Genomic DNA, 22,045 nt, shown 5'->3' with positions numbered 1-22,045 from the left:
CGCGTCAGGCGGCGACGGCGGCGCGGCCCGCGACGAAGACGCGGGTGGTCTCGGCCACGCGGCGGCCGAGGTGCTCGGCCGTCAGCAGGTCGGCCTTGTGGACGCCCTCGACGCCCTGGTCCGAGAAGCTCTGGGCGGCGGCGCCGTCGAAGAAGCCGAGGCGGTTGATGTCGTTCTCGGAACCGGTGGTGGTGTTCCAGCCCGGCTTCAGGCCCAGATTGACCCAGTTCATGCCGTGCTGCGCGGCCAGCGTCTGGAAGAAGTCCAGGGTGTTGCCCTTGTCGCCGCTCTTGGACGCGGAGTTCGTGAAGCCCGCCGCCAGCTTGTCCTGCCAGGCGTCGGCGAACCAGCGCTTCGAGGTGGCCTCGGCGAACACGTGGAAAGCGCCGGACGCGGTGCCCATGTAGGTCGGGGACCCGAAGACGATCGCGTCGGAACCGTCCAGGAGTTCCCACTGGGCGTCGTCGATCTCATCGACCTTGATCAGATGAACGGTCGCCCCGGCGTCGGCGGCGCCCGCACGGACGGCCTCGGCGACCACCGCCGTGTGCCCGTATCCGGAGTGGTAGGCGATCGAGACGACGGGGGCGGGGAAGGAAGCGGACACGGTGGAACTCCTCTGGAACGTGGTGGTGCGTCGAGAGAAGGTAAGCACTAACTTTTCGGAAGTGCAACCTTCTGGTTAGCGCTGCGTAGGAGTAGCCTGTTCGTCATGGAGACCCCCGCCCGCACCGAAAGCACCGGATCCGCCGAACTGCCGTTCGACGTTTTCGCGCGCGACTGCCCGTCCCGGGAAACCCTGGAACACGTCACCGGGCGCTGGGGCAGCCTGACGGTCGGCGCCCTCTACGACGGGGCGCGCCGGTTCAACGAACTGCGCCGCCGGGTCGACGGCGTGAGCGAGAAGATGCTCTCCCAGACCCTCCACGCGCTGGAGCGCGACGGCATCGTGCACCGCGAGGCGCAGCCGACGAACCCGCCGCGCGTCGACTACGAGCTGACCCCGCTGGGCCGGGAGATCGCCGAGCGGCTGCTGTCACTGATCCACTTCGTCGAGGGCAGCATGAATCCGGTCCTCGCGGCCCGGCAGTCCTACGACGCGACGCGCGGCGGGCGCTGACAGCGCGGGCAGAAGTAGCTGGACCGGTTCATCCACGGCCTGCGCCGCACGGGCGTGCCGCAGCGCCTGCACGGCTCGTCCTCGCGCCCGTACGCGTCGAGCGAGCGGTCGAAGTAGCCCGACTCGCCGTTCACGTTGACGTAGAGGCTGTCGAAGCTGGTCCCGCCGACGGCGAGGGCCGCGTTCATCACGTCGCGGACGTGCCCGAGGAGTTCCCCGCTCAGCGGGCGCGTGAGGGTGGCGGTGGGGCGCTCGTAGTGGAGCTTGGCGCGCCACAGCGCCTCGTCCGCGTAGATGTTCCCGATGCCGCTGATCAGGGACTGGTCCAGCAGGGCCCGCTTGAGCGTGGTCCGCTTGGCCCGCAGCGCCGCGTGGTAGAGCACCTCGTCGAAGGCCGGGTCCAGGGGGTCGCGGGCGATGTGCGCGATGACGTCGGGAAGCCCGTCCGCGCTGTCGGGGGCGCTCTCGTGCAGGGAGAGGCCGCCGAAGGTCCGCTGGTCCACGAAGCGCAGCTCGGTCCCGGCCGAGTCGGTGAAGCGGACCCGGATGCGCAGGTGCTTCTCGTCGGGGGCCCCGGTGGGCTGCACCAGGAGCTGCCCGCTCATGCCGAGGTGGGCCAGTACGGACAGGTCCCCGTCTTCCAGGGGCAGCCACAGGTACTTGCCGCGCCGCTGCGGGGCGCCGACGGTCCGGCCCGTGAGCCGCGCCGCGAAATCGGGTCCGCCGCCGGGGTGACGGCGTACCGCCCGGGGGTGCAGCACCTCGACGGAGGCCACGGTCCGCCCGGCCACCCAGCGCGCCAACCCGCGTCGTACGACTTCGACTTCGGGCAGCTCGGGCACGGTGTCTCCTCGGAGGGCGGTCCTTGTGGGGCTCGCCCCGAGCGTACCGCCGGGCCCGGTACGGCCGCGGCGGGGCCCCGGGAACGGGTCCGCCCGCCACTGCCGGAGCAGTGGCGGGCGGAGAAACTCCCGAAGGAAGCGTCAGGCGGTCGGCGTCGGATCGGCGGGCGTCGGCGCCCCGCCGTCCTCGGCCGGAGCCTCGGCGACAGCCGGTGCGGCGGAGGCGGCGGCTTGCGCCGCGATCCCCTCGTCCGCGGCGGCGCGGATACCGCGCCATGCGGACTCCGCAGCCTGCTGTTCCGCTTCCTTCTTGCTGCGGCCGGTGCCGATGCCGTACGAGACACCACCGACGCGAGCAGCAGCGGTGAAGGTCTTCTCGTGGTCCGGTCCGGTCTCGCTGACCAGGTACTCGGGTACGCCGAGCCCCTCGGCCGCGGTCAGTTCCTGGAGACTGGTCTTCCAGTCCAGGCCGGCACCGAGGTTCGAGGACTTCTCGATCAGCGGATCAAAGAGCCGGTGAACCAGCTCGGAGGCCGCGTCGAGACCCTGGTCGAGATAGACGGCGCCGATCACCGCTTCAAGGGTGTCGGCGAGGATGGAGGCCTTGTCCCGGCCGCCCGTGCCTTCTTCGCCCCGGCCTAGCCGGATGAAGAGGCCGAGTTCGAGCGCACGCCCGACCCCGGCCAACGCACGCGAATTGACCACAGCGGCCCGCAGTTTGGCCAGTTGGCCTTCCGGCAGGTCCGGATGGATCCGATAGAGCGTGTCCGTGACCACCAGGCCGAGCACGGAGTCCCCGAGGAACTCCAGCCGCTCGTTGGTGGGCAGACCGCCGTTCTCGTACGCGTACGAACGGTGGGTCAGTGCACGCACCAGAAGGGCGGACTCGAGGTGATACCCGAGCCGCCCTTCCAGAAGCGTGTGGGACGAGGCCGCGTTGTTCTTGTCTGCCTGCGTATGGCCGCCGGCAAGCTCAGACATTGCGCCTCTCACCAGCCGCTCAGACCTCGAGGACCTGGCGCTTGTTGTAGGTGCCGCAGCTCGGGCACGCAATGTGCTGGAGCTTCGGCTCCTGGCAACGCTCGCACGAAACCAGGGTGGGGACCGCAGCCTTCCACTGCGACCGGCGGTGGCGCGTGTTGCTGCGCGACATCTTCCGCTTCGGAACAGCCACGGCTACTTCTCCTGCTTCTCGGCGGCGCGCTGGACGTCAGATGCGACGCCGCTCATGTTGTCCTTCTCGTCGTCCTGATCGGTCACGACGAGTCCCTGCAACGCCGCCCAACGAATGTCGGTGGCGTCATGGTGGTGGTCCGGGTCGTCGTTCAGACTGATCCCGCATTCGGGACACAGTCCGAGGCAGTCCTCCCGGCACACCGGCTGCAGCGGCAGTGCGAGCACCACCGCGTCACGCAGCACTGATTCGAGGTCGAACAAACCGTCCTCGATGAAGAGCCTGTCCTCGTCATTCTCAACGTCGTCGCCCGGTTCCGCTTTCATACGGCCCCGGTCGTCGGCGTCAGGGTACGAGAACATCTCCTGGAAGTCCGCCTTGAGCTCGCGCTCCACGGCCTCCAGACACCTTACGCACTCCCCGGCGGCCAGTGCACGGGCGGTGCCTGTGACAAGCACCCCTTCCATGACCGACTCAAGCCGGAGCTTCAGCTTCACCGGCGCGCCGTCCGGCACTCCGATGACGTCCGCGAGACCGAAGTCCGCGGGCGCCACGATCTCTCGGGTCAGCCGCAGCAACGCACCAGGACGCCGACCCAGCTCGTGCGTGTCGAACACGAGGGGGTCATGGGGGTCGAGGTGGGTGTTCAGGGCTGGTCCTGCTTTCAGAAATCGCTGAGCTTTTTGCCGCTTGCGGGCAGCAAGGATCGCATCGCATACGCGCGACCGAAGAGCCAGGATACCCGCCCCTTCGCCCTGAGCCCAATCCGGGGCCGGGGCCCGTCAGCGGCCCTGTTCGTACTGACGCAGCTGGTCCAGATTGATCATGCTCGTGTCGAAGAGGCTGGTCTCGTCGAGGGCCGGCTGCGAGGGCTGCTGGTGCTGCTGCGCCTGCTGCTGCTCGTCGAGCTGATGCGGCTGCTGCTGCTGTTGCGGCTGCTCGTAGGCGGCGTACGGGTCCGGCTGCTGGTGCTGCTGCTGGTACGCCGCGTACGGGTCCGGCTGCTGCGGGGCCTGCTGGTAGCCGTAGGCGTCCTGGTAGCCGTACGCGCCCGGCTGGGGCTGCTGGTAGGAGTAGGCCTCGTACACCGGTTCCTGCGGCGCTTGCGCTCGCTGGGGCGCGATCGGCGCCACCGGTTCCGCCAGGCCCGCCAGGAAGTCCGCGTCGCTGGTGGTCCGGGACTGCTGGCCGCCCGCCGCGTCCTGGGCCGCCATGTGGGCGCCCAGATCGTCCGTCGGCGCCCGGCCCAGCAGCTTCTGCCTGCCCCGGCCGACCGCCTCCAGGGTCTTGGAGAGCACCGCTTCGAAGGTTGCCAGCTTCGTGTCCACGTAGGCGTCGGCCTGCTGGCGCTGGACCTCCGGGTCGTGGCTGCGCTCGGGCGCCTCCGCGTCGGAGAAGCCGTGCTCGTCGAGCCCCGGGCCGCGCCCGAGCAGCTTCTCGCGGCCCCGGTCCACGGACCCGATGGTCTTGGAGAGGACCACCTCGAAGTTGGCGAGCTTGCTGTCGACGTACTCGTCGGCCTCGGCGCGGATCTCCTCCGCCTCCCGGCGGGCCTCCGCGAGGATCCGGTCCGCCTCGCCCTGCGAGCGGCGCGCGACCTCGGTGTCGGAGACCAGCGAGCCCCGCTGGGCGTGGGCCGACTCGATGATCCGGTCCGCCTCCCGGCGGGCCTCCTCGACCATCTGCTCGCGCCCGCCGATCAGCTCCCGCGCCTGGGCGAGCGAGCCGGGCAGCGCCTCGCGCACCTCTTCGAGCCGGGCGAGCAGCTCGGCGCGGTTGATCACGCAGGAGGCGGACATGGGCATGGACCGGGCTCCGCCGACCGACGCGACGATCTCGTCGAGCTTCTTCTGCACGTCCACGGTGGCTCGCACTCTCTCGGCCTCAGGCGGTTCCTGAGACGGACGGGACGACTGTACGGCCCCGACGCGGCCCCCCGACAGCGAGTGACGGCACGTCAGTTGCCGTGCAGCCGCTCCATCAGGGCGGTGTGGACGAAGGGCGGCAGCAGGTGGGAGACGTCGCCGCCCCAGGTCGCCACCTCCTTGACCAGGGAGGAGGACAGGAAGCTGTAGGTCGGGTTGGTCGGCACGAAGAGCGTCTCCACCCCGGTGAGGCCCATGTTCATCTGGGCCATCTGCAGCTCGTAGTCGAAGTCGCTGACCGCGCGCAGACCCTTGACGATGGCCGGGATGTCGCGCTGCTTGCAGAAGTCGACGAGCAGTCCGTGGAAGGACTCGACCTCGACGTTCCCGTATCCGGCGGTGGCCTCGCGGATCAGCTCGATCCGCTCCTCGACCGTGAAGAGTCCCTGCTTGGACTGATTGATCATCACGGCGACATGCACGACGTCGTAGAGCCGGGCGGCTCGTCCGATGATGTCGAGATGTCCGTTGGTGATGGGGTCGAACGACCCCGGACAGACGGCGCGGCGCAACTGAAGTCCCTCGCTCTCCGGTACGGGCATCATGAGTCTTCGCAGGTGTCGGCGGCGCGACCGTACCAAAGGGTGCCTTCGCCGTACCGCCGGGAGCGGAGCGGCTCGAAACCGTCGGGCCAGGGGAACGCACCGCTTCTGGTGCTGCGCTCCACGGTGACGAGCGCATCGCCCGTGAGCCAGGCATTCGACCGGAGTGTGAGCAGGATCTCCGCGAGATCGACGTGCGCGACCTCGTAGGGCGGGTCCAGGAAGACGATGTCGTACGGCTCCCCGACGGCCGGGAGCCCCACGATCTGCTCCGCCCTGCCGGCCCGGAATTCGGCGCCGGGCAGGGCCAGCGCCGTGATGTTCTCCCGGATCGCCTTCGCGGCCTTGGCGTCGGCCTCGACGAGCAGGGCGTGCGCCGCGCCCCGGGAGAGGGCTTCGAGGCCGACCGCGCCGGAGCCCCCGTAGAGGTCGAGGACCCGGGCACCCTCGACGCCGTGCAGCGACTCCCAGGTGGAGAACAGGCCTTCGCGCATCCGGTCGGAGGTGGGCCGGGTGCCGGTGCCGGGCGGCACGGCGAGGCGTCGCCCACCGGCGCTGCCGGCGATCACGCGGGTCATGTGGAGGTCCTTCGCTCAGGGAATGCTCGCGGCTCCACGATAGGACCTCCGGTACGGGACCTCCTGGTCAGCCCTTCTCCAGGTACTGCTCCCGCTCGGTGTCGAGCAGTGCGGCGAGGGTGGTGAGCAGGCCGGGCAGTGCGGTCAGTTCCGGATCGTCGGCGACGACACGGGTGGCCTCCTCGCGGGCCTGCGCGATGACCTCCTCGTCCTCGATGACGGACAGCATCCGCAGCGAGGAGCGCACGCCGGACTGGGCCTGGCCGAGGACGTCGCCCTCGCGGCGCTGTTCGAGGTCGATCCGGGAGAGTTCGAAGCCGTCGAGGGTGGCGGCGACGGCGGCCAGCCGGGCCCGGGCGGGGCTGGCCTCGTGCATCTCGCTGACCAGGAGGCACAGTCCGGGGGCGGAGCCGCGGCCGACGCGGCCGCGCAGCTGGTGCAGTTGGGACACCCCGAACCGGTCCGCGTCCATGATCACCATCACCGTGGAGTTCGGCACGTTCACCCCGACCTCGATGACGGTGGTGGCGACCAGCACCTTCACCTCGCCCGCCGCGAAGCGCCGCATCACGGCGTCCTTGTCGGCGGGGTCCATCCGGCCGTGCAGCACCTCGACGGTCAGCCCGGCGAGCGGGCCCCCGGCCAGCTGCTCGGCGATCTCCAGGACGGCGAGCGGGGGCCGCTTGTCCCCGTCCTCCTCGGCCGCGGCCTTCTTCTTGGCGGCGGCCTTGGCGGCCTTCGGATCGTCCTCGCCGTCGCCGATCCGCGGGCACACCACATACGCCTGGTGCCCCTTGTCGACCTCCTCGCGGACCCGCTCCCAGGCCCGGGTGAGGAAGTGCGGCTTGTCCTTGGCGGGCACCACGTGGGTGGCGATCGGCGAGCGTCCGGCCGGGAGCTGGTCCAGGACGGAGGTCTCCAGGTCACCGAAGACGGTCATGGCGACGGTGCGCGGGATCGGGGTCGCGGTCATCACGAGCAGGTGCGGGGGCTGTTTGCCCTTGGAGCGCAGGGCGTCGCGCTGTTCCACGCCGAACCGGTGCTGCTCGTCGACCACGACCAGCCCGAGGTCGTGGAACTTGACCTTGTCCTCGATCAGGGCGTGGGTGCCGATGACGATCCCGGCCTCGCCGGTGATCAGGTCGAGCAGCGCCTGCCGGCGCGCGGGCATCCCCATGGAGCCGGTGAGCAGCACCACCTTGGTGCCCCGGTCGGATCCGCCGAGCAGCCCGCCCTCGGCCAGTTCGCCCATCATCTCTGTGATCGACCGGTGGTGCTGCTGGGCGAGCACCTCGGTGGGCGCGAGCATCGCGGCCTGTCCCCCGCAGTCGACGACGGCGAGCATGGCGCGCAGCGCGACCATCGTCTTTCCCGAGCCGACCTCGCCCTGGAGGAGGCGGTGCATGGGGTGGTCGGTGGCCAGGTCGTCGAAGATCTCCCGGGACACCGCGACCTGGCCGTCGGTGAGGGTGAAGGGGAGCTTGGCGTCGAAGGCGTCGAGCAGGCCGCCGGGGGCGGGGCGGCGCGGGACGGCGGGGAGCAAGGTGTCCGCGTGCCTGCGGCGGGCCAGGGCGACCTGGAGGACGAAGGCCTCGTCCCACTTGAGCCGCTGGCGGGCGGCTTCGATGTCGGCCTTGGTGCGCGGCCGGTGGATCTTGAGCAGGGCTTCGGTGAGCGGGAGCATGCCGCGGCCCTCGCGCAGCGCGGGCGGCAGCGGGTCCACGGCCTCCTGGGCGGTGGGGAGCACCGTGTCGACGGCCTTCGCGATCTTCCAGGACTCCAGTTGCTTGCAGGCCGGGTAGATCGGGATCAGCTGCTGGGCGAAGGCGTCCACCGCGTCGGCGGTGGTGGCCTCGACGCCCAGGGGTTCGTAGGCGGGGTGGGTGAGCTGGAGCTTGCGGTTGAACAGGGAGACCTTGCCCGCGAACATCGCGCGGCTGCCGGGGAGCAGGTCCTTGTGCGGTTTGTGGACGCCCGCGCCGAAGAAGACGAGCTGGAGCCTGCCGCTGCCGTCGGTGATGGTCACCTCCAGCCGTTTGCCCCGCCCGCCGTTGAAGGTGAGGACGCGGGCGTCGGCGACCTGGGCGACGACGGTGACGTGTTCGTCGATCTGGTCGGCCAGTTCCGCCAGCGAGGTCAGTTCTCCGCGCTCGGCGTACCGGCGCGGGTAGTGGTGCAGCAGGTCCAGGGCCGTGTGCAGGCCGAGGTGTTCGGCCAGCACCTTGGCGGTGGCGGGGCCGAGCGTCTTCTTGAGGTCTTCGTCGAGCGCGGGCACGTGTTCATTGCACACCATGGCTGTGACATCGCGGGCCCTGGACCCCGCCGAGGTCCCTACTCGACCCCGATGAGCAGCGGCGCGGAGTACCGCCCGCCCCGGTAGGTGACGGTGTCGACGGCCAGGTGCCCGTGCTGGACGTACGCCTCCAGCCGTTCGGCGAGCGCGTCCGGCACCTCCGGGCCCAGGACCAGGGTGACGAGTTCGCCGCCGGAGCCGAGCATGCGCTCCAGGACGGCCTCCGCGGTCTCGGGCAGCCCCGCGCCGATGACGGCGACGTCCCCGTCGATGAGGCCGAGGACGTCCCCGGCCTGGCAGATGCCCGCCGAGGTGAAGGACTGGCGTTCGGCGATGGCGAGTTCGCCGTGGCGGGTGGCTCCGGCGGCTGCGGTCATGGCGACCACGTCCTCGTCGAAGCTGGCGTCGGGGTCGTGCACGGCGAGCGCCGCGAGCCCCTGGACGGCGGACCGGGTGGGGATGACGGCGACCCGTACGCCGTCGGCGCGGGCCTGTTCGGCGGCGGCCGCGGCGGCCGCGCGCTGTTCGGCGCCGCCGGGCAGCAGGACCACCTCGCGGGCGTGCGCGCGCCGTACGGCGGCGGCGATCTCGGCGGCGGCGGGCGGTTCGCCGGGGAGGACGAGCACGGTGGCCGCCCCGGCCTCCTCGCAGAGCGCGGCCAGTCCCTCGCCCTGGACGACGGCGACCACGGCCCGCTGGGCGCGCTCGGTGCGGGCGCGGCGCCGCTCGTCGCCGAAGTGGGTGATCCGGATCCGGTAGGGCCGTCCGGCGACCACGCCGGCCTCCACGGCGGCGCCGGGATCGTCGACATGGACGTGTACGTTCCACAGTCCGTCGCCGCCGACGACGACCAGCGAGTCGCCGAGCCCGTCGAGCCGTCCGCGCAGCACCTCGACGGCCGGGTCCGCGGCCTCCAGCAGGTAGATCACCTCGTACGCGGGCCCGTCCGGCTCCTCGGGGCACGGTTCCGGGAGCGCGGGGACGGCGACGGCCCGCCCGCGCACCGGTTCCAGGGGCACCTCCTGCCCCGACAGCGCCTCCCAGAGCGCCCCGAGCACGGCGACCACTCCGCAGCCCCCCGCGTCCACGACCCCGGCCCGGCCCAGCGCGGCCAGCTGCCCCGGGGTCTCGGCGAGGGCGGCGCGGGCCCCGTCGTAGGCGGCCCGGGCCACGTCCGCGGCGTTCCCGGCGGCGGCTTCGGCGGCCCGCGCGGCGGCGGAGGCGACGGTGAGCATGGTGCCTTCGACGGGGTGCGCGACGGCCTGGTACGCCGATTCCGCGGCCCGGGTCAGCGCCCCGGCCAGCAGTCCGCCGGAGGCCGCGGCGCGGGGTTCCCCGCCGAACGCGTCGCCGCCGAGTACGTCGGCCACCCCGCGCAGCAGCTGCGCGAAGATCGTCCCGGAGTTCCCCCGGGCGCCTATGAGGGCTCCGTGCGCGTACGCCCGTACCGCGACGGCCAGCGCACCCTCCTCACCAGCGGTTTCCGCTGTGCCCTCGCTCACATCGGCGGGGTACTCGAAGGCGGCGTCGAGGGCTTTGGCCGCCGAGCAGGCGGTCAGGTAGAGGTTGGTCCCGGTGTCGGCGTCGGCGACCGGATAGACGTTGATCGCGTCGATGTCCTCACGGGCGCGGCCCAGTGCGGTCACGGTCAGCGAGCTCCAGGTGCGCACCGCGGCGGCGTCGAGGGCGTGCGGCTCGTGCGGCACCGGGTGTTCCTCCTTGGGCGGGCGGGGGTTCACCGCAGCGTAACGAAGGACGGCTCCGGATCCGGGGTGCACCCGGGACGGGGTCCGTGGCGGTCATGGTAGTTTTCTTGGACGGACGCAGTCGTTGTATGCTGCTCCGGTTGCCCGATGAGAGTCGGGCCATTCCCCCGGCAAACCACTTCAGATCTCTGATTCCGGTGCGCCGGTTTCACTGTAAGTGCATCTGAAGTCTTTGGAGTGACCTGTGGCTGCCAACTGCGACGTTTGCGCCAAGGGGCCGAGCTTCGGCAACAGCATCTCCCACTCGCACCGCCGCACCTCGCGTCGCTGGAACCCGAACATCCAGCGCGTCCGTGCCGTGGTCAATGGGACGCCGAAGCGCCTCAACGCCTGCACCTCGTGCATCAAGGCCGGCAAGGTCTCGCGCTGACGCCTCCCGTCGTCGTAAGCGCAGCCCCTTCCGGTTGCCAAAAAGGCTGGTCCGCCTAGGCGGACCAGCCTTTTTGCTTGCCGTCCCCGTGGGGGCCGGTTCCGCGGCCCGCCGCGGGACCGGCCCCCACGGCGTTCCTACGGGCGCCGGCGCCAGGCGTGGTCCACCGGGCCGATGCCGCCGCCGAGGGCGAAGCCCGCCTCGATGGCGCCCGTGACGTACTCCTTGGCCGCGGTGACCGCCGCCGGGACGTCCAGACCCTTGGCCAGGCCCGCCGCGATCGCGCTCGCCAGGGTGCAGCCGGTGCCGTGCGTGTGCCGGTTGCCGTTGCGGGGCGCCCGCAGCCACAGTTCCGTGGATCCGTCGCTCAGCAGGTCCACGGCCTCGTGCCCGGCCGCGAGGTGGCCGCCCTTGATCAGGGCCCAGCGCGGCCCGTACCCGAGGATGGCGTCGGCGGCCCGCCGCATGTCGTCCTCGGTCTCCACCCGGACCCCCGCGAGCTGCGCCACCTCGTCGAGGTTCGGGGTCGCCACGGTGGCCCGGGGCAGGAGTTCGGCGCGTACGGCGTCCAGCGCGGACGCGGCGAGCAGCGCGTCCCCGTGCTTGGAGACCCCGACGGGGTCCACCACGGCCGGGGCCCGGGTGTCGGCCAGCAGTGCGGCGACCGTCTCGACCAGCGCGGCCGAGGAGAGCATGCCGGTCTTGACGGCGTGCACCCCGATGTCGTCCACCACGGCCCGGTACTGGGCCGTCACGGCCTCGGCGGGCAGTTCCCACACCCCGTGCACCCCGAGGGAGTTCTGGGCGGTCACGGCGGTGACCACGCTCATCGCGTGCACCCCGAGCGCGAGCATGGTCTTGAGGTCGGCCTGGATGCCCGCCCCGCCGCCGGAATCGGATCCGGCGACGGTCAGGCACAGCGGCGGCGCCCCCGCGCCGGCGCCCTCGGCGGCGCCGCCGTCGCTCATCTCGGGGGCTCCTGCGCCGGGTCGGGGCCGAAGTGGTCCCAGCCGCCGGTGCTGGTCCAGGGCGCGCCGTCCACGGTCACCTGGGGCAGCGCGGAGCGGTTGAGCACCTCCCCGATGACCTTCCACCGGGCCGGGAGCTTCACGTCGGGCGGGAAGGTCGCCACGATCGCGTGGTCCTCTCCCCCGGTGAGCACCCACTGGAGCGGGTCCACCCCGACGGCCTGCCCGATGTCGTGCATCTGGGTCGGGATGTCCACGGCCGCCGAACGCAGGTCGATGCGGACCTTGCTGGCCTCGGCGATGTGCCCGAGGTCGGCGACCAGGCCGTCACTGACGTCGGTCATGGCGGTGGCGCCGAGCCCGGCGGCCGCGGGACCCGCGTGGTACGGCGGCTCGGGGCGCCGGTGGGCCTCGACGAAGGCCCGCGGCGAGCGGAACCCGCGCGAGAGCACCGCGAATCCGGCCGCGGACCAGCCGAGCCAGCCGGTGACGGCGACGACGTCCCCGGGCTGGGCGCCGGAGCGCAGCACGGGGTCGTGGTTGCGCAGATCACCGAGGGCGGTGATGGCCACGGTGATGGTGTCCCCGCGGACCACGTCCCCGCCGACCACGGCGGCCCCGGCGACCTGGCACTCGTCGCGCAGGCCGTCCATCAGCTCGGTCGGCCAGGTCACCGGCAGGTCGGCCGGTACGACGAGGCCGAGGAGCAGCGCCGTGGGCACCGCTCCCATCGCGGCGATGTCGGCCAGGTTCTGCGCGGCGGCCTTGCGGCCGACGTCGTAGGCGGTGGACCAGTCGCGCCGGAAGTGCCGTCCCTCCAGCAGGATGTCCGTGCTCGCCACGACCCGCCGGTCGGGCGCGGACACGACCGCCGCGTCGTCACCGGGCCCGAGCCGGACCGCCGGGGTGGTGGTCAGCCGTGAGGTCAGCTCCTTGATGAGCCCGAACTCCCCCAGCTCGCCGACAGTGCCCTTCATCGCTGTGCTCCTTCTGGCCCAGTCCGCTTGCGGTCGCGAGCCGTCTCAGCTCTGGGTACCGTCAACAGATACGTCAACTTCTGCTCTCCGTACGCCCCGCTGCGCGTGTCACCGGGCTCGCGGGTCTCCCCGCGGCACTCGGCGACGCGGTACCGTGGCGTCCCTTCCTCCCCGGGTCCGGGACATCCCACCCGAAGGTTAGGGGAAATGATCCTCGCGGCCGCTCTGGAGGTTCCGTGGTACAGGCGTACATCCTCATTCAGACCGAGGTGGGCAAGGCTTCGCTGGTGGCCGAGTCGATCGGCCTGATCGAGGGGGTGATCCAGGCCGAGGACGTGACGGGGCCGTACGACGTGATCGTGCGGGCCCAGGCCGAGACGGTGGACGAACTCGGCCGCATGGTGGTCGCCAAGGTCCAGCAGGTGGAGGGGATCACCCGCACCTTGACCTGCCCGGTCGTCCATCTGTAGCCCCCGTCTACTCTTGGCCGGTGATGTCCCTCCACCGCCGGTCCGTCCGTCTGTCGGCCCTGTCCGTCCCCGTGGCCGTACTCGCCGTGGCAGCCCTCGCGGGCTGCTCCCCGGATACCGCCCGGGCCCGGGTGGACCCCCCGCCCGCGCCGCCCGCCGATGTCGCGGGGCTCTGTGCCACGCTGCACGAGGAGCTCCCCGACACGGTGGCCGGACTGAAGCGGACCGATACCGCACCCCGTTCCGACCTGACCGCCGCGTGGGGCGGCTCGGCGATCGTACTGCGGTGCGGTATCCCCAAGCCCCCCAAGATGTCGGATCCGGCTCAGGACGGCGTCGAGGTCGACGGTGTGGCCTGGCTGCTGGAGGACCGGGGGGCGAAGGGTTTCCGTTTCACCACCGGACTGCGGCTCGCGTACACCGAGGTCACGGTGGACAAGGAGCACGCCAAGGACGCCGGTCTGCTGGTCCCGCTCTCGGCGGCGATCAAGAAGTCGGTGCCCGAGGGCGTCTCGTCCTACTGAGAACCGCCCGCCGGATCATGACCCGGCGGGCGGTCTCTCGTACGTACGTCGTTCCGCGGCCGTACGTCGTTGCGCGGCGCGGTGGCGGCTAGCGCAGCCCGGTCGAGCGGCGCAGCGCCGCCTGGATCAGGCGGTCCACCAGCTCCGGGTACTCCACGCCGGTCTCCTGCCACATGCGCGGGTACATGGAGATGGGGGTGAACCCCGGCATCGTGTTGATCTCGTTGATGACGAAGGTGCCGTCCTCGGTGAGGAAGAAGTCGGCGCGCACCAGGCCCTCGCAGGACGCGGCCTCGAAGGCCTCGACCGCGAGCCGCTGGACCTCGGCGGTCTGCTCCGGGGTCAGCGGGGCGGGGACCAGACCGGAGGCGGAGTCGATGTACTTCGCCTCGAAGTCGTAGAAGTCGTGGCTGGAGACCGGCGGGATCTCGGCGGGCACGCTCGCGCGCGGGCCGTCCTCGAACTCCAGCACGCCGCACTCGATCTCGCGGCCGCGCAGCAGCGCCTCCACGATGATCTTCGGGTCGTGGCGCTGGGCTTCCTTGAGGGCTTCGTCGAGGCCCGACGGGTCGTCGACCTTGGTGATGCCGATGGAGGAACCCGCCCGGGCGGGCTTGATGAACAGCGGCCAGCCGTGCTCGGCGGCGAACTCCACGATCTTCGCGCGGGCGGCGCTCTCGTCGCGCTCCCACTCGCGGGGGCGGATGGTCACGTACGGGCCGACCGGCAGCCCGAAGGAGGTGAACACCCGCTTCATGTAGTCCTTGTCCTGGCCGACGGCCGAGGCGAGGACGCCGGAGCCGACGTACGGGATGCCGGACAGTTCGAGGAGGCCCTGGAGGGTGCCGTCCTCGCCGTAGGGGCCGTGCAGCACGGGGAAGACGACGTCGACCTCGCCCAGCGCCTTGGGCGCGGAGCCGGGTTCGGTGTAGACGACCTCGCGGCTGGCCGGGTCGACCGGGAGCACCACGGTGCCCTCGGCGGAGTCGGCCAGTTCCTCGACGCTCGGCAGCCCGCGGTCGGTGATCGCCATCCGCTCGGGCTCATCGGCCGTCAGGGCCCAGCGGCCGTCCGTGGTGATGCCGATGGGCAGCACCTCGTACTTGGACCGGTCGATGGAGCGCAGAACCGCGCCCGCAGTGACGACCGAGATGGCGTGTTCGGAGCTGCGGCCGCCGAACACGACGGCCACACGCGGCTTGCGACCCTGCTGGTCAGGGCTCTGGGGGGAGTTCTGGCTGCTCATATCGGTCCGAGGGTACCCGGTCCGCGTACCGGAACGGAGTCAGCGGCGTTCCGGTTTGGCGCTGCGTCCCATGAGTTCCTTCAGCGCGACCAGCGGCGGCTTCCCGTGGTGGACGATGTCGACCACTGTGTCCGTAATGGGCATGTCCACTCCGTGCCTGCGGGCCAGATCGGCCACCGACTCGCAGGACTTGACGCCCTCCGCGGTCTGCTTGGTGACGGCGATGGTCTCCTCCAGGGTCATCCCGCGGCCGAGGTTGGTGCCGAAGGTGTGGTTCCGGGAGAGCGGCGAGGAGCAGGTGGCGACCAGGTCACCGAGGCCCGCGAGGCCGGAGAAGGTGAGCGGGTCGGCGCCCATGGCCAGGCCCAGCCGGGTGGCTTCGGCCAGTCCGCGGGTGATCAGGGAGCCCTTGGTGTTGTCGCCCAGGCCCATGCCGTCGGCGATGCCGACGGCGAGCCCGATGACGTTCTTGACGGCGCCGCCCAGTTCGCAGCCGATGACGTCGGTGCTGGTGTAGGGGCGGAAGTACGGGGTGTGGCAGGCGGCCTGGAGGCGCTGCGCGACGGCCCCGTCGACGCAGGCGACCACGGCGGCGGCGGGCTGCCGGGCGGCGATCTCGCGGGCCAGGTTCGGGCCGGTGACCACGGCGACGCGCTCGGAGGGGACCTTGGCCACCTCTTCGATGACCTCGCTCATCCGCTTGGCGCTGCCCAGCTCGATGCCCTTCATCAGGGAGACGAGGACGGCGTCGGCGGGGAGCAGCGGGGCCCATTCGGCGAGGTTGCCGCGCAGGGTCTGCGAGGGGATGGCGAGGACCGCGAAGTCGGCGCCGCGCGCGGCCTCGGCCGGGTCGGTGGTGGCGCGGATGTTCGCGGGGAGTTCGATGCCGGGGAGGTAGTCCGGGTTGGTGTGTCCGGTGTTGATCGCGTCGGCGACCTCCTGGCGGCGCCCCCACAGGGTCACCTCGCAGCCCGCGTCGGCGAGGACCATGGCGAAGGCGGTCCCCCAGGAACCGGTTCCGTAGACGGCGGCCTTGACGGAACGTGTCACTTGTTGCCCTCCCCCGCGGCCTTGCGCCGCTGTTCCACCCTGGCCTTGCGGTGGTCGTACGGCTGCGCGGGAGCGGTCTCCGCGCGCAGTTCCTCCAGCAGTTCGGTGATGGCCGCCATGATGGTCTCGGTGACGGCCTTCAGGACGTCCGGCGTGGGTTCCCGGTCGTAGAACTCGGAGAGGTCCACGGGCGGTCCGGCCAGCACCTGGAGCGTCTTGCGGGGGAAGAGGCGGACCCTCTTCTCCGTGGCGTACGGCGGCACGGCGAGGTTCGCGCCCCATTGGGCCACCGGAATGACGGGGGCCCGGGTCAGCAGGGCCACCCGGGCGGCGCCGGTCTTGCCCGCCATGGGCCACTGGTCGGGATCGCGGGTGAGCGTCCCCTCCGGGTAAAAGGCCACGCATTCGCCGCGCTCGATCGCGGCCACGGCGGCCCGGAATGCGTCCAGGGCGTTCGTGGTCTCGCGGTAGACGGGGATCTGCCCGGAGCCGTGCAGGATCGCTCCGACAATGGGCACCTTGAAGAGGGCGGCCTTCGCGAGCAATCGGGGGACCCGGCCGGTGTTGTACTGGAAGTGCGCGTAGGAGAGCGGATCCAGATACGAGTTGTGATTGACAGCGGTGATGAATCCGCCTTCGGCCGGAATGTTCTCCATTCCCTGCCAGTCCCGCTTGAAGAGCACTACCAGCGGCGGTTTTGCGATGACCGCGGCCAAGCGGTACCAGAAGCCGATTCTGCGGCGGGACACTCGGACACCTTCCTCTAGGACCGGTGCGCGGCTTGGGCACCTGCCCGGGCGGACAAGTCTCTCCCCGGGCCCGGTCTCTGTCGAGAACACCGTACGCCCCGCTCACGCCACCGGGCCGCCGGGTTGTCCGGGAGGGGGGCGACAATGGGCCGACGTATGTGCGAGAACGCATCCACGACGTATCGACGGGGAAGGGGCCGGCCACGAACGCCGTCTGGAGCCTGGTGATCCCGCTCAAGCCCCTTTCCGTGGCCAAGAGCCGTCTCGCCGCGGCGGCGGGCGCGGACCGCCCGCGGCTGGCGCTGGCGTTCGCGCAGGACACCGTGGCGGCGGCGCTGGCCTGCGCGGCGGTGCGGGATGTGGTGGTCGTCACGGACGATCCGCTGGCCGGGGCGGAACTGGCCGCGCTCGGCGCGCGGATCGTGGCGGACCGGCCCGCCGCGGGGCTCAACGCGGCGCTGGCCCACGGCGCGCGGGCGGTCCGGGCGCTGCGGCCGGGCGCCGCGGTGGCCGCGATGAACGCGGACCTGCCCGCGCTGCGGCCGCCGGAATTGCTACGGGTGCTCGAAAAAGCGGCGGTATTTCCCCGGGCATTCCTGGCGGATGCGGCAGGAATCGGGACGACGTTGCTTTCCGCTGCGCCGGACGTGGAATTGCGCCCCTCGTTCGGCGGTCCTTCGCGGGCCCGGCATTCGGCGTCGGGCGCGGTGGAAATCACCCTCCGGGACGTCGACAGCGTCCGCCGGGACGTGGATACGGCGGCGGACCTGCGCGAGGCCCTGCTGCTGGGCCTGGGCGCCTGGACCGGCCGCTACGGGGCCGTCCTGCGGGGCGGTGTCCCCGTGGTCGGGCCGGAGCCCCGATAACCGCCCGGGGCCCGGGCGTACGGGGAATGCCAGGGCCTAAGCTGCGCTCATGCAGGCAACGGCGTTCACGTACGACTCTCAGACCCGCGGCGGCAGCGTGCTGCTGGACGACGGCACTCCGGTGCCCTTCGAGGCCGCGGCGTTCGACGCGGGCGGCCTGCGGCTGCTGCGCGCGGGGCAGCGGGTGCGGATCGAGACCGAGGGTGAGGGCGCGGGGCTGCGCATCACCCTGATCACCCTGCAGACCTTCGTCTGAGGGCTGTCCGGGCCCGGACAGCACCGCGGGCCGGCCCCCCTGCCATTGGGGGGCCGGCCCGACGTGTGTGACGTCGCCTCGCTTACTTCTTGCGGGCGGTGGTCTTCTTCGCGGTGGCCTTGCGCGTCGCCGTCTTCTTCGCCGGAGCCTTCGTCGCGGCGGTGGCCTTCTTGGCCGCCGGGGCGGTCTTCTTCGCCGTGGCGGTGGTCTTCTTGGCGGGCGCGGCGGTCTTCTTGACCGTGGCGGCCTTCTTGGCGGCCGGGCTGGCCTTCTTCGCGACCGTGGACTTCGCGGCCGACTTCTTGACCGGGGCGGTGGTCTTCTTCGCCGTGGTCTTCTTCGCGACCGCGGTCTTCGCCGCCGCCTTCTTGGCGGTGGTGGCCTTCTTGGCGACGGCCTTCTTGACCGTCGCGGAAGCGCTGCCGGTCAGGCTGCCCTTGGGCGCCTTCTTGACCGAGACCTCGCCACCCTTGGGGAGCTTCTTGGTGCCGCTGACCAGGTCCTTGAAGCCCTGGCCCGCGCGGAAGCGGGGGACCGAGGTCTTCTTGACCCGTACGCGCTCACCCGTCTGCGGGTTGCGGGCGTAACGGGCCGGGCGGTCGACCTTCTCGAACGAGCCGAAGCCCGTGACCGAGACCCGGTCTCCGGCGACCACGGCACGGACGATCGCGTCGAGTACCGCGTCGACGGCGTCCGCGGCCTGCTGGCGGCCGCCCACCTTGTCGGCAATCGCTTCTACGAGCTGCGCCTTGTTCAACGTCTTCCCCTTCGGAGACTTCGCCAGAACGAATGTGTTCAAGCTTATTTCGCACGTTAGGCGGATATATACCGCAAATCAAACACGAAACGGGCTAATCACCCTAGTGCCGCAACGATGTAGGCCGTTACGGAGTTCCTTCGCATCAGTCGCCTTCAGGGAATCGACCCTCGTCGAGGTCCTTCATCAACCTGTCCAGGCGCCTTGCCGCATCGGCGAGATCGTGCTTCGCCGTGGCCGTGACGACCAACAGCTTCCGGGACAGCGCCATCCTTACGCCCTCCGGGACTTGCAGTGAGCGCACCCTTGTGTGCGCTTCTTTCAGCCGGTCCGCGACAAGTCCGTAGAGCTGGAGTTGACTGTCGCGTTCCATGCACAGATTGTGCCATCTGGGGCGAGTTGTCGCCTCATGGGGCCTCAACAAACGCGTGTGCCCCCCGCCGGAAGGCGAGGGGCACAGGCGTCAAAGCGAGTTCAGCCGAGGTGAATAAGCGCTGATCAGGCCTGAATCGTGCGCGGCTTGAAGCTCGGCCGACCGCTTTCGTAGGTCGCGATGTCCGATTCGTTCTGAAGGGTGAGGGAGATGTCGTCCAGACCCTCCAGCAGACGCCACCGGGCATTGTCGTCGAGTTCGAACTCGGCCACGACGCCTTCGGCTCGGACCTCCCTGGCGACCAGGTCCACCGTGATCTCGGTGGTGGGGTCGGCCTCGGTCAGGGACAGCAGCGTGTCGACGGTCTCCTGCGGGAGCACGACGGTCAGCAGACCGTTCTTCAGCGAATTCCCGCGGAAGATGTCGGCGAAGCGCGAGGAGATCACGGTCTTGAAGCCGAAGTTCTGCAGGGCCCAGACCGCGTGCTCGCGGGAGGAGCCGGTGCCGAAGTCGGGACCGGCCACCAGAACGGTCGCCCCGGCGCGCTCCGGCTGGTTCGTGATGAACGCCGGGTCCTTGCGCCAGGCCTCGAAGAGCCCGTCCTCGAACCCGTCGCGGGTGATCTTCTTCAGCCAGTGGGCCGGGATGATCTGGTCGGTGTCGACGTTGCTGCGGCGCAGCGGCACGGCCCGGCCGGTGTGGGTGGTGAAGGCTTCCATGGTTCAGACTCCGGCGGTCGCGGTGGCTTCGGTCAGGTCGGCGGGAGAGGCCAGATGGCCGAGTACCGCGGTGGCCGCGGCCACCTGCGGGGAGACCAGGTGGGTCCGTCCGCCCTTGCCCTGCCTGCCCTCGAAGTTGCGGTTGGAGGTCGACGCGGAACGCTCACCGGGGGCCAGTTGGTCGGGGTTCATGCCCAGACACATCGAGCAGCCCGCGTGCCGCCATTCGGCGCCCGCCTCCTTGAAGACCTTGTCCAGGCCCTCCGCCACCGCCTGCAGGGCGACCCGGACCGAACCCGGGACGACCAGCATGCGTACGCCGTCGGCGACTTTGCGGCCCTCGATGATGCCCGCGACGGCGCGCAGGTCCTCGATGCGGCCGTTGGTGCAGGACCCCACGAAGACCGTGTCGACCCTGATGTCGCGCAGCGGCTGCCCCGCGGTCAACCCCATGTACTCCAGGGCCTTTTCGGCGGCGTTGCGCTCCGAGGCGTCCTCGTACGAGGCCGGGTCGGGGACGTTCGCCGACAGCGGCGCGCCCTGGCCCGGGTTGGTGCCCCAGGTGACGAACGGGGAGAGGACGGTGCCGTCGATGACGACCTCGGCGTCGAAGACCGCGTCCTCGTCGGAGCGCAGCGTCTCCCAGTACGCGACCGCGGCGTCCCAGTCGGCGCCGACCGGGGCGTGGTCGCGGCCCTCGAGGTACGCGAACGTGGTGGCGTCCGGGGCGATCATGCCCGCGCGGGCGCCCGCCTCGATCGACATGTTGCAGATGGTCATGCGGGCTTCCATCGACAGCTTCTCGATGGCGGCGCCGCGGTACTCCAGGATGTAGCCCTGGCCGCCGCCGGTGCCGATGCGGGCGATGATCGCCAGGATCAGGTCCTTGGCGGTGACCCCGTCGGCCAGTTCGCCCTCGACGGTGATCGCCATGGTCTTGGGGCGGGCCAGCGGGAGCGTCTGGGTGGCCAGCACGTGCTCGACCTGGCTGGTGCCGATGCCGAAGGCCAGCGCGCCGAAGGCGCCGTGGGTGGAGGTGTGCGAGTCGCCGCAGACCACGGTGGTGCCCGGCTGGGTCAGGCCCAGCTGGGGTCCCACGACGTGGACGACACCCTGCTCGACGTCGCCCAGCGAGTGCAGCCGGACACCGAACTCGGCGCAGTTCTTGCGCAGCGTCTCCAGCTGGGCCCGGGAGACCGGGTCCGCGATCGGCTTGTCGATGTCGATGGTGGGGGTGTTGTGGTCCTCGGTCGCGATGGTGAGGTCGAGGCGCCGCACCGGGCGGCCCGCCTCCCGCAGACCCTCGAAGGCCTGGGGGCTGGTCACCTCGTGCAGCAGGTGCAGATCGATGTAGAGGAGGTCGGGCTCGCCCTCGGCGCGCCGGACGACGTGGTCGTCCCAGACCTTCTCCGCGAGTGTCCTACCCATCGCTTTCCCTCCGGCCGACAGGTGAGTCGGCGCTTCTAGAGATTCCCTGCCGCCGGTTCGCCCGTACCCCACATGGCGGACGGCGGCTCGGGCCCCGTGGTTCGTGGACCCGTACATACAGACTCGCTGGTTCTTGGAAAAATTGAACTTGCGTTTCACAGTGTGAGACGCGAATATCGTTTCATGGACAACTCTAGCGGCGTCGGCGTTCTCGACAAGGCAGCTCTGGTATTGAGCGCACTGGAGTCCGGTCCGGCCACCCTCGCCGGGCTGGTCGCGGCGACAGGGCTCGCACGACCCACGGCACATCGCCTGGCCGTGGCACTGGAACACCACCGGATGGTGGCGAGGGACATGCAGGGCCGGTTCATCCTCGGACCGCGGCTGGCGGAGCTCGCCGCCGCGGCCGGCGAGGACCGCCTGCTGGCCACGGCCGGACCGGTGCTCACGCACCTCCGTGACGTGACGGGCGAGAGCGCGCAGCTCTACCGGCGTCAAGGCGACATGCGCATCTGCGTGGCGGCGGCCGAACGGCTGTCGGGCCTGCGGGACACCGTCCCGGTGGGCTCCACGCTCCCGATGAAGGCCGGTTCGGCCGCGCAGATCCTGATGGCCTGGGAGGAGCCCGAGCGGCTCCACCGCGGCTTGCAGGGCGCGCGCTTCACGGCCACGGCCCTCTCCGGCGTACGGCGCCGCGGCTGGGCCCAGTCGATCGGTGAGCGGGAGCCCGGCGTGGCCTCCGTCTCGGCTCCGGTGCGCGGCCCCTCGAACCGGGTGGTGGCCTCCGTATCGGTCTCGGGCCCGATCGAGCGGCTGACCCGGCACCCGGGGCGGATGCACGCCCAGGCCGTGATCGACGCGGCCGCCCGCCTGAGCGAGGCCCTGCGCCGCTCCTGACCCGTCCCGCTCCGCCCCGCTCCGTTCCACTCCCCCGGGCCCGGGGGCGCGTACGACGCCGCACACGTCCGAACGCGCGCCTCCGGGCCCGCATTTGTACCCACCCACGGCTCCCCGCCGCACGGTGCCCGGGAACACGGAAGAGGCCCTCCGCG

At 71.2% G+C, this 22,045-nt stretch carries 26 protein-coding genes; 7 read left to right on the top strand and 19 right to left on the bottom strand.

Going from position 1 to position 22,045, the window contains the following annotated elements; all coding sequences use genetic code 11:
* Positions 1-4: 4 nt before the first annotated feature.
* Positions 5-607, bottom strand: coding sequence for a flavodoxin family protein (locus QMF80_RS32630; RefSeq protein WP_283459994.1), 603 nt, complete (start codon positions 605-607; stop codon positions 5-7).
* Positions 608-712: 105 nt separating this feature from the next.
* On the opposite strand from QMF80_RS32630, the gene QMF80_RS32625 reads away from it, so the two are divergent.
* Positions 713-1,120, top strand: coding sequence for a winged helix-turn-helix transcriptional regulator (locus QMF80_RS32625; RefSeq protein ID WP_283459992.1), 408 nt, complete (start codon positions 713-715; stop codon positions 1,118-1,120).
* Here QMF80_RS32625 and mutM read toward each other — a convergent pair.
* From mutM to QMF80_RS32580, 9 genes are all read right to left on the bottom strand, one after another.
* Positions 1,093-1,962: a bifunctional DNA-formamidopyrimidine glycosylase/DNA-(apurinic or apyrimidinic site) lyase gene (mutM, locus tag QMF80_RS32620; RefSeq protein WP_283459990.1), complete on the bottom strand. Its 870-nt coding sequence runs from the start codon at positions 1,960-1,962 to the stop codon at positions 1,093-1,095. The genes QMF80_RS32625 and mutM overlap by 28 nt on opposite strands.
* 141 nt (positions 1,963-2,103) lie before the next feature.
* Positions 2,104-2,943 carry a ribonuclease III gene (rnc, locus tag QMF80_RS32615; RefSeq protein WP_283459988.1) on the bottom strand — a complete coding sequence of 280 codons (840 nt, stop codon included), beginning with the start codon at positions 2,941-2,943 and terminating at the stop codon, positions 2,104-2,106.
* Positions 2,944-2,962: 19 nt separating this feature from the next.
* Complete coding sequence (gene rpmF, locus QMF80_RS32610; RefSeq protein ID WP_003965982.1) at positions 2,963-3,136, bottom strand: 50S ribosomal protein L32; 174 nt, start codon at positions 3,134-3,136, stop codon at positions 2,963-2,965.
* Positions 3,137-3,138: 2 nt separating this feature from the next.
* The gene (locus QMF80_RS32605) at positions 3,139-3,786 is read right to left on the bottom strand and encodes a YceD family protein (RefSeq protein ID WP_283460014.1); all 648 of its coding nucleotides are present in this window, start codon (positions 3,784-3,786) and stop codon (positions 3,139-3,141) included.
* A gap of 132 nt (positions 3,787-3,918) precedes the next feature.
* Positions 3,919-4,998: a cell division initiation protein gene (locus QMF80_RS32600; RefSeq protein ID WP_283459901.1), complete on the bottom strand. Its 1,080-nt coding sequence runs from the start codon at positions 4,996-4,998 to the stop codon at positions 3,919-3,921.
* A gap of 95 nt (positions 4,999-5,093) precedes the next feature.
* Positions 5,094-5,573, bottom strand: coding sequence for a pantetheine-phosphate adenylyltransferase (coaD, locus tag QMF80_RS32595; RefSeq protein WP_283460012.1), 480 nt, complete (start codon positions 5,571-5,573; stop codon positions 5,094-5,096).
* A gap of 29 nt (positions 5,574-5,602) precedes the next feature.
* On the bottom strand, positions 5,603-6,181 hold the full coding sequence (gene rsmD / locus QMF80_RS32590; protein WP_283459899.1) for a 16S rRNA (guanine(966)-N(2))-methyltransferase RsmD: 579 nt from the start codon (positions 6,179-6,181) through the stop codon (positions 5,603-5,605).
* 67 nt (positions 6,182-6,248) lie between these two features.
* Positions 6,249-8,474 carry an ATP-dependent DNA helicase RecG gene (gene recG / locus QMF80_RS32585; RefSeq protein ID WP_283459897.1) on the bottom strand — a complete coding sequence of 742 codons (2,226 nt, stop codon included), beginning with the start codon at positions 8,472-8,474 and terminating at the stop codon, positions 6,249-6,251.
* A gap of 38 nt (positions 8,475-8,512) precedes the next feature.
* Positions 8,513-10,180, bottom strand: coding sequence for a DAK2 domain-containing protein (locus tag QMF80_RS32580; protein WP_283459895.1), 1,668 nt, complete (start codon positions 10,178-10,180; stop codon positions 8,513-8,515).
* Positions 10,181-10,424: 244 nt separating this feature from the next.
* Here QMF80_RS32580 and rpmB point away from each other — a divergent pair, with 244 nt between their 5' ends.
* Positions 10,425-10,610, top strand: a complete 186-nt coding sequence (gene rpmB / locus QMF80_RS32575; protein ID WP_073911113.1) for a 50S ribosomal protein L28 — start codon at positions 10,425-10,427, stop codon at positions 10,608-10,610.
* Between the two features lie 137 nt (positions 10,611-10,747).
* Here the strand turns inward: rpmB and thiD are convergent, their stop codons facing one another.
* Together thiD and QMF80_RS32565 are read right to left on the bottom strand one after the other, a co-directional pair.
* Positions 10,748-11,578 carry a bifunctional hydroxymethylpyrimidine kinase/phosphomethylpyrimidine kinase gene (gene thiD, locus QMF80_RS32570; protein WP_283459890.1) on the bottom strand — a complete coding sequence of 277 codons (831 nt, stop codon included), beginning with the start codon at positions 11,576-11,578 and terminating at the stop codon, positions 10,748-10,750.
* Complete coding sequence (locus tag QMF80_RS32565; protein ID WP_283459887.1) at positions 11,575-12,555, bottom strand: thiamine-phosphate kinase; 981 nt, start codon at positions 12,553-12,555, stop codon at positions 11,575-11,577. Before QMF80_RS32565 ends, thiD begins: the two co-directional genes overlap by 4 nt.
* Before the next feature lie 236 nt (positions 12,556-12,791).
* On the opposite strand from QMF80_RS32565, the gene QMF80_RS32560 reads away from it, so the two are divergent.
* The gene (locus tag QMF80_RS32560) at positions 12,792-13,025 is read left to right on the top strand and encodes an Lrp/AsnC ligand binding domain-containing protein (protein ID WP_283459886.1); all 234 of its coding nucleotides are present in this window, start codon (positions 12,792-12,794) and stop codon (positions 13,023-13,025) included.
* Between the two features lie 23 nt (positions 13,026-13,048).
* Entirely contained in the window at positions 13,049-13,549 is a 501-nt protein-coding gene (locus QMF80_RS32555) for a DUF3515 family protein (RefSeq protein WP_283459882.1), read from the top strand.
* Between the two features lie 88 nt (positions 13,550-13,637).
* Here the strand turns inward: QMF80_RS32555 and QMF80_RS32550 are convergent, their stop codons facing one another.
* The 3 genes from QMF80_RS32550 to QMF80_RS32540 are packed head-to-tail and all read right to left on the bottom strand — an operon-like array spanning position 13,638 to position 16,594.
* The gene (locus tag QMF80_RS32550; RefSeq protein WP_283459880.1) at positions 13,638-14,795 is read right to left on the bottom strand and encodes a D-alanine--D-alanine ligase family protein; all 1,158 of its coding nucleotides are present in this window, start codon (positions 14,793-14,795) and stop codon (positions 13,638-13,640) included.
* 39 nt (positions 14,796-14,834) lie between these two features.
* Entirely contained in the window at positions 14,835-15,845 is a 1,011-nt protein-coding gene (locus QMF80_RS32545) for an NAD(P)H-dependent glycerol-3-phosphate dehydrogenase (RefSeq protein WP_283459879.1), read from the bottom strand.
* Positions 15,842-16,594, bottom strand: a complete 753-nt coding sequence (locus QMF80_RS32540) for a lysophospholipid acyltransferase family protein (RefSeq protein ID WP_283459877.1) — start codon at positions 16,592-16,594, stop codon at positions 15,842-15,844. The genes QMF80_RS32545 and QMF80_RS32540 overlap by 4 nt, the downstream gene beginning before the upstream one ends.
* Before the next feature lie 158 nt (positions 16,595-16,752).
* On the opposite strand from QMF80_RS32540, the gene cofC reads away from it, so the two are divergent.
* Positions 16,753-17,460, top strand: a complete 708-nt coding sequence (gene cofC, locus QMF80_RS32535) for a 2-phospho-L-lactate guanylyltransferase (RefSeq protein WP_283459874.1) — start codon at positions 16,753-16,755, stop codon at positions 17,458-17,460.
* A gap of 49 nt (positions 17,461-17,509) precedes the next feature.
* Positions 17,510-17,716, top strand: coding sequence for a hypothetical protein (locus tag QMF80_RS32530; protein ID WP_283459872.1), 207 nt, complete (start codon positions 17,510-17,512; stop codon positions 17,714-17,716).
* Between the two features lie 82 nt (positions 17,717-17,798).
* Here QMF80_RS32530 and QMF80_RS32525 read toward each other — a convergent pair whose 3' ends face one another.
* The 4 genes from QMF80_RS32525 to leuC form a co-directional block, all read right to left on the bottom strand.
* Positions 17,799-18,473, bottom strand: a complete 675-nt coding sequence (locus QMF80_RS32525; RefSeq protein ID WP_283459870.1) for an HU family DNA-binding protein — start codon at positions 18,471-18,473, stop codon at positions 17,799-17,801.
* Positions 18,474-18,618: 145 nt separating this feature from the next.
* Positions 18,619-18,846: an SCO5555 family protein gene (locus QMF80_RS32520; protein WP_283459869.1), complete on the bottom strand. Its 228-nt coding sequence runs from the start codon at positions 18,844-18,846 to the stop codon at positions 18,619-18,621.
* Between the two features lie 125 nt (positions 18,847-18,971).
* Positions 18,972-19,565, bottom strand: a complete 594-nt coding sequence (gene leuD, locus QMF80_RS32515; protein WP_283459867.1) for a 3-isopropylmalate dehydratase small subunit — start codon at positions 19,563-19,565, stop codon at positions 18,972-18,974.
* 3 nt (positions 19,566-19,568) lie between these two features.
* Entirely contained in the window at positions 19,569-20,993 is a 1,425-nt protein-coding gene (leuC, locus tag QMF80_RS32510) for a 3-isopropylmalate dehydratase large subunit (protein ID WP_283459865.1), read from the bottom strand.
* Between the two features lie 183 nt (positions 20,994-21,176).
* Between leuC and ndgR the strand changes: the two genes are divergently transcribed.
* On the top strand, positions 21,177-21,890 hold the full coding sequence (ndgR, locus tag QMF80_RS32505) for an IclR family transcriptional regulator NdgR (protein ID WP_283459863.1): 714 nt from the start codon (positions 21,177-21,179) through the stop codon (positions 21,888-21,890).
* The last annotated feature ends 155 nt before the right edge of the window (positions 21,891-22,045 follow it).

It is taken from the genome of Streptomyces sp. G-G2 (assembly GCF_030063135.1).
GTDB lineage: Bacteria > Actinomycetota > Actinomycetes > Streptomycetales > Streptomycetaceae > Streptomyces.
The sequence above is the reverse complement of the archived record's forward strand: the minus strand, read 5'-3'. Positions and strand labels throughout refer to the sequence as shown.

Coding starts and splice junctions, on each gene's coding strand:
- QMF80_RS32550 (WP_283459880.1), bottom strand. CDS start 14,795: ATGAGCAGCCAGAACTCCCCCCAGAGCCCTGACCAGCAGGGTCGCAAG.
- rsmD (WP_283459899.1), bottom strand. CDS start 6,181: ATGACCCGCGTGATCGCCGGCAGCGCCGGTGGGCGACGCCTCGCCGTG.
- leuD (WP_283459867.1), bottom strand. CDS start 19,565: ATGGAAGCCTTCACCACCCACACCGGCCGGGCCGTGCCGCTGCGCCGC.
- QMF80_RS32520 (WP_283459869.1), bottom strand. CDS start 18,846: ATGGAACGCGACAGTCAACTCCAGCTCTACGGACTTGTCGCGGACCGG.
- thiD (WP_283459890.1), bottom strand. CDS start 11,578: ATGAGCGACGGCGGCGCCGCCGAGGGCGCCGGCGCGGGGGCGCCGCCG.
- rnc (WP_283459988.1), bottom strand. CDS start 2,943: ATGTCTGAGCTTGCCGGCGGCCATACGCAGGCAGACAAGAACAACGCG.
- QMF80_RS32530 (WP_283459872.1), top strand. CDS start 17,510: ATGCAGGCAACGGCGTTCACGTACGACTCTCAGACCCGCGGCGGCAGC.
- leuC (WP_283459865.1), bottom strand. CDS start 20,993: ATGGGTAGGACACTCGCGGAGAAGGTCTGGGACGACCACGTCGTCCGG.
- ndgR (WP_283459863.1), top strand. CDS start 21,177: ATGGACAACTCTAGCGGCGTCGGCGTTCTCGACAAGGCAGCTCTGGTA.
- QMF80_RS32625 (WP_283459992.1), top strand. CDS start 713: ATGGAGACCCCCGCCCGCACCGAAAGCACCGGATCCGCCGAACTGCCG.
- recG (WP_283459897.1), bottom strand. CDS start 8,474: ATGGTGTGCAATGAACACGTGCCCGCGCTCGACGAAGACCTCAAGAAG.
- QMF80_RS32555 (WP_283459882.1), top strand. CDS start 13,049: ATGTCCCTCCACCGCCGGTCCGTCCGTCTGTCGGCCCTGTCCGTCCCC.
- QMF80_RS32565 (WP_283459887.1), bottom strand. CDS start 12,555: ATGAAGGGCACTGTCGGCGAGCTGGGGGAGTTCGGGCTCATCAAGGAG.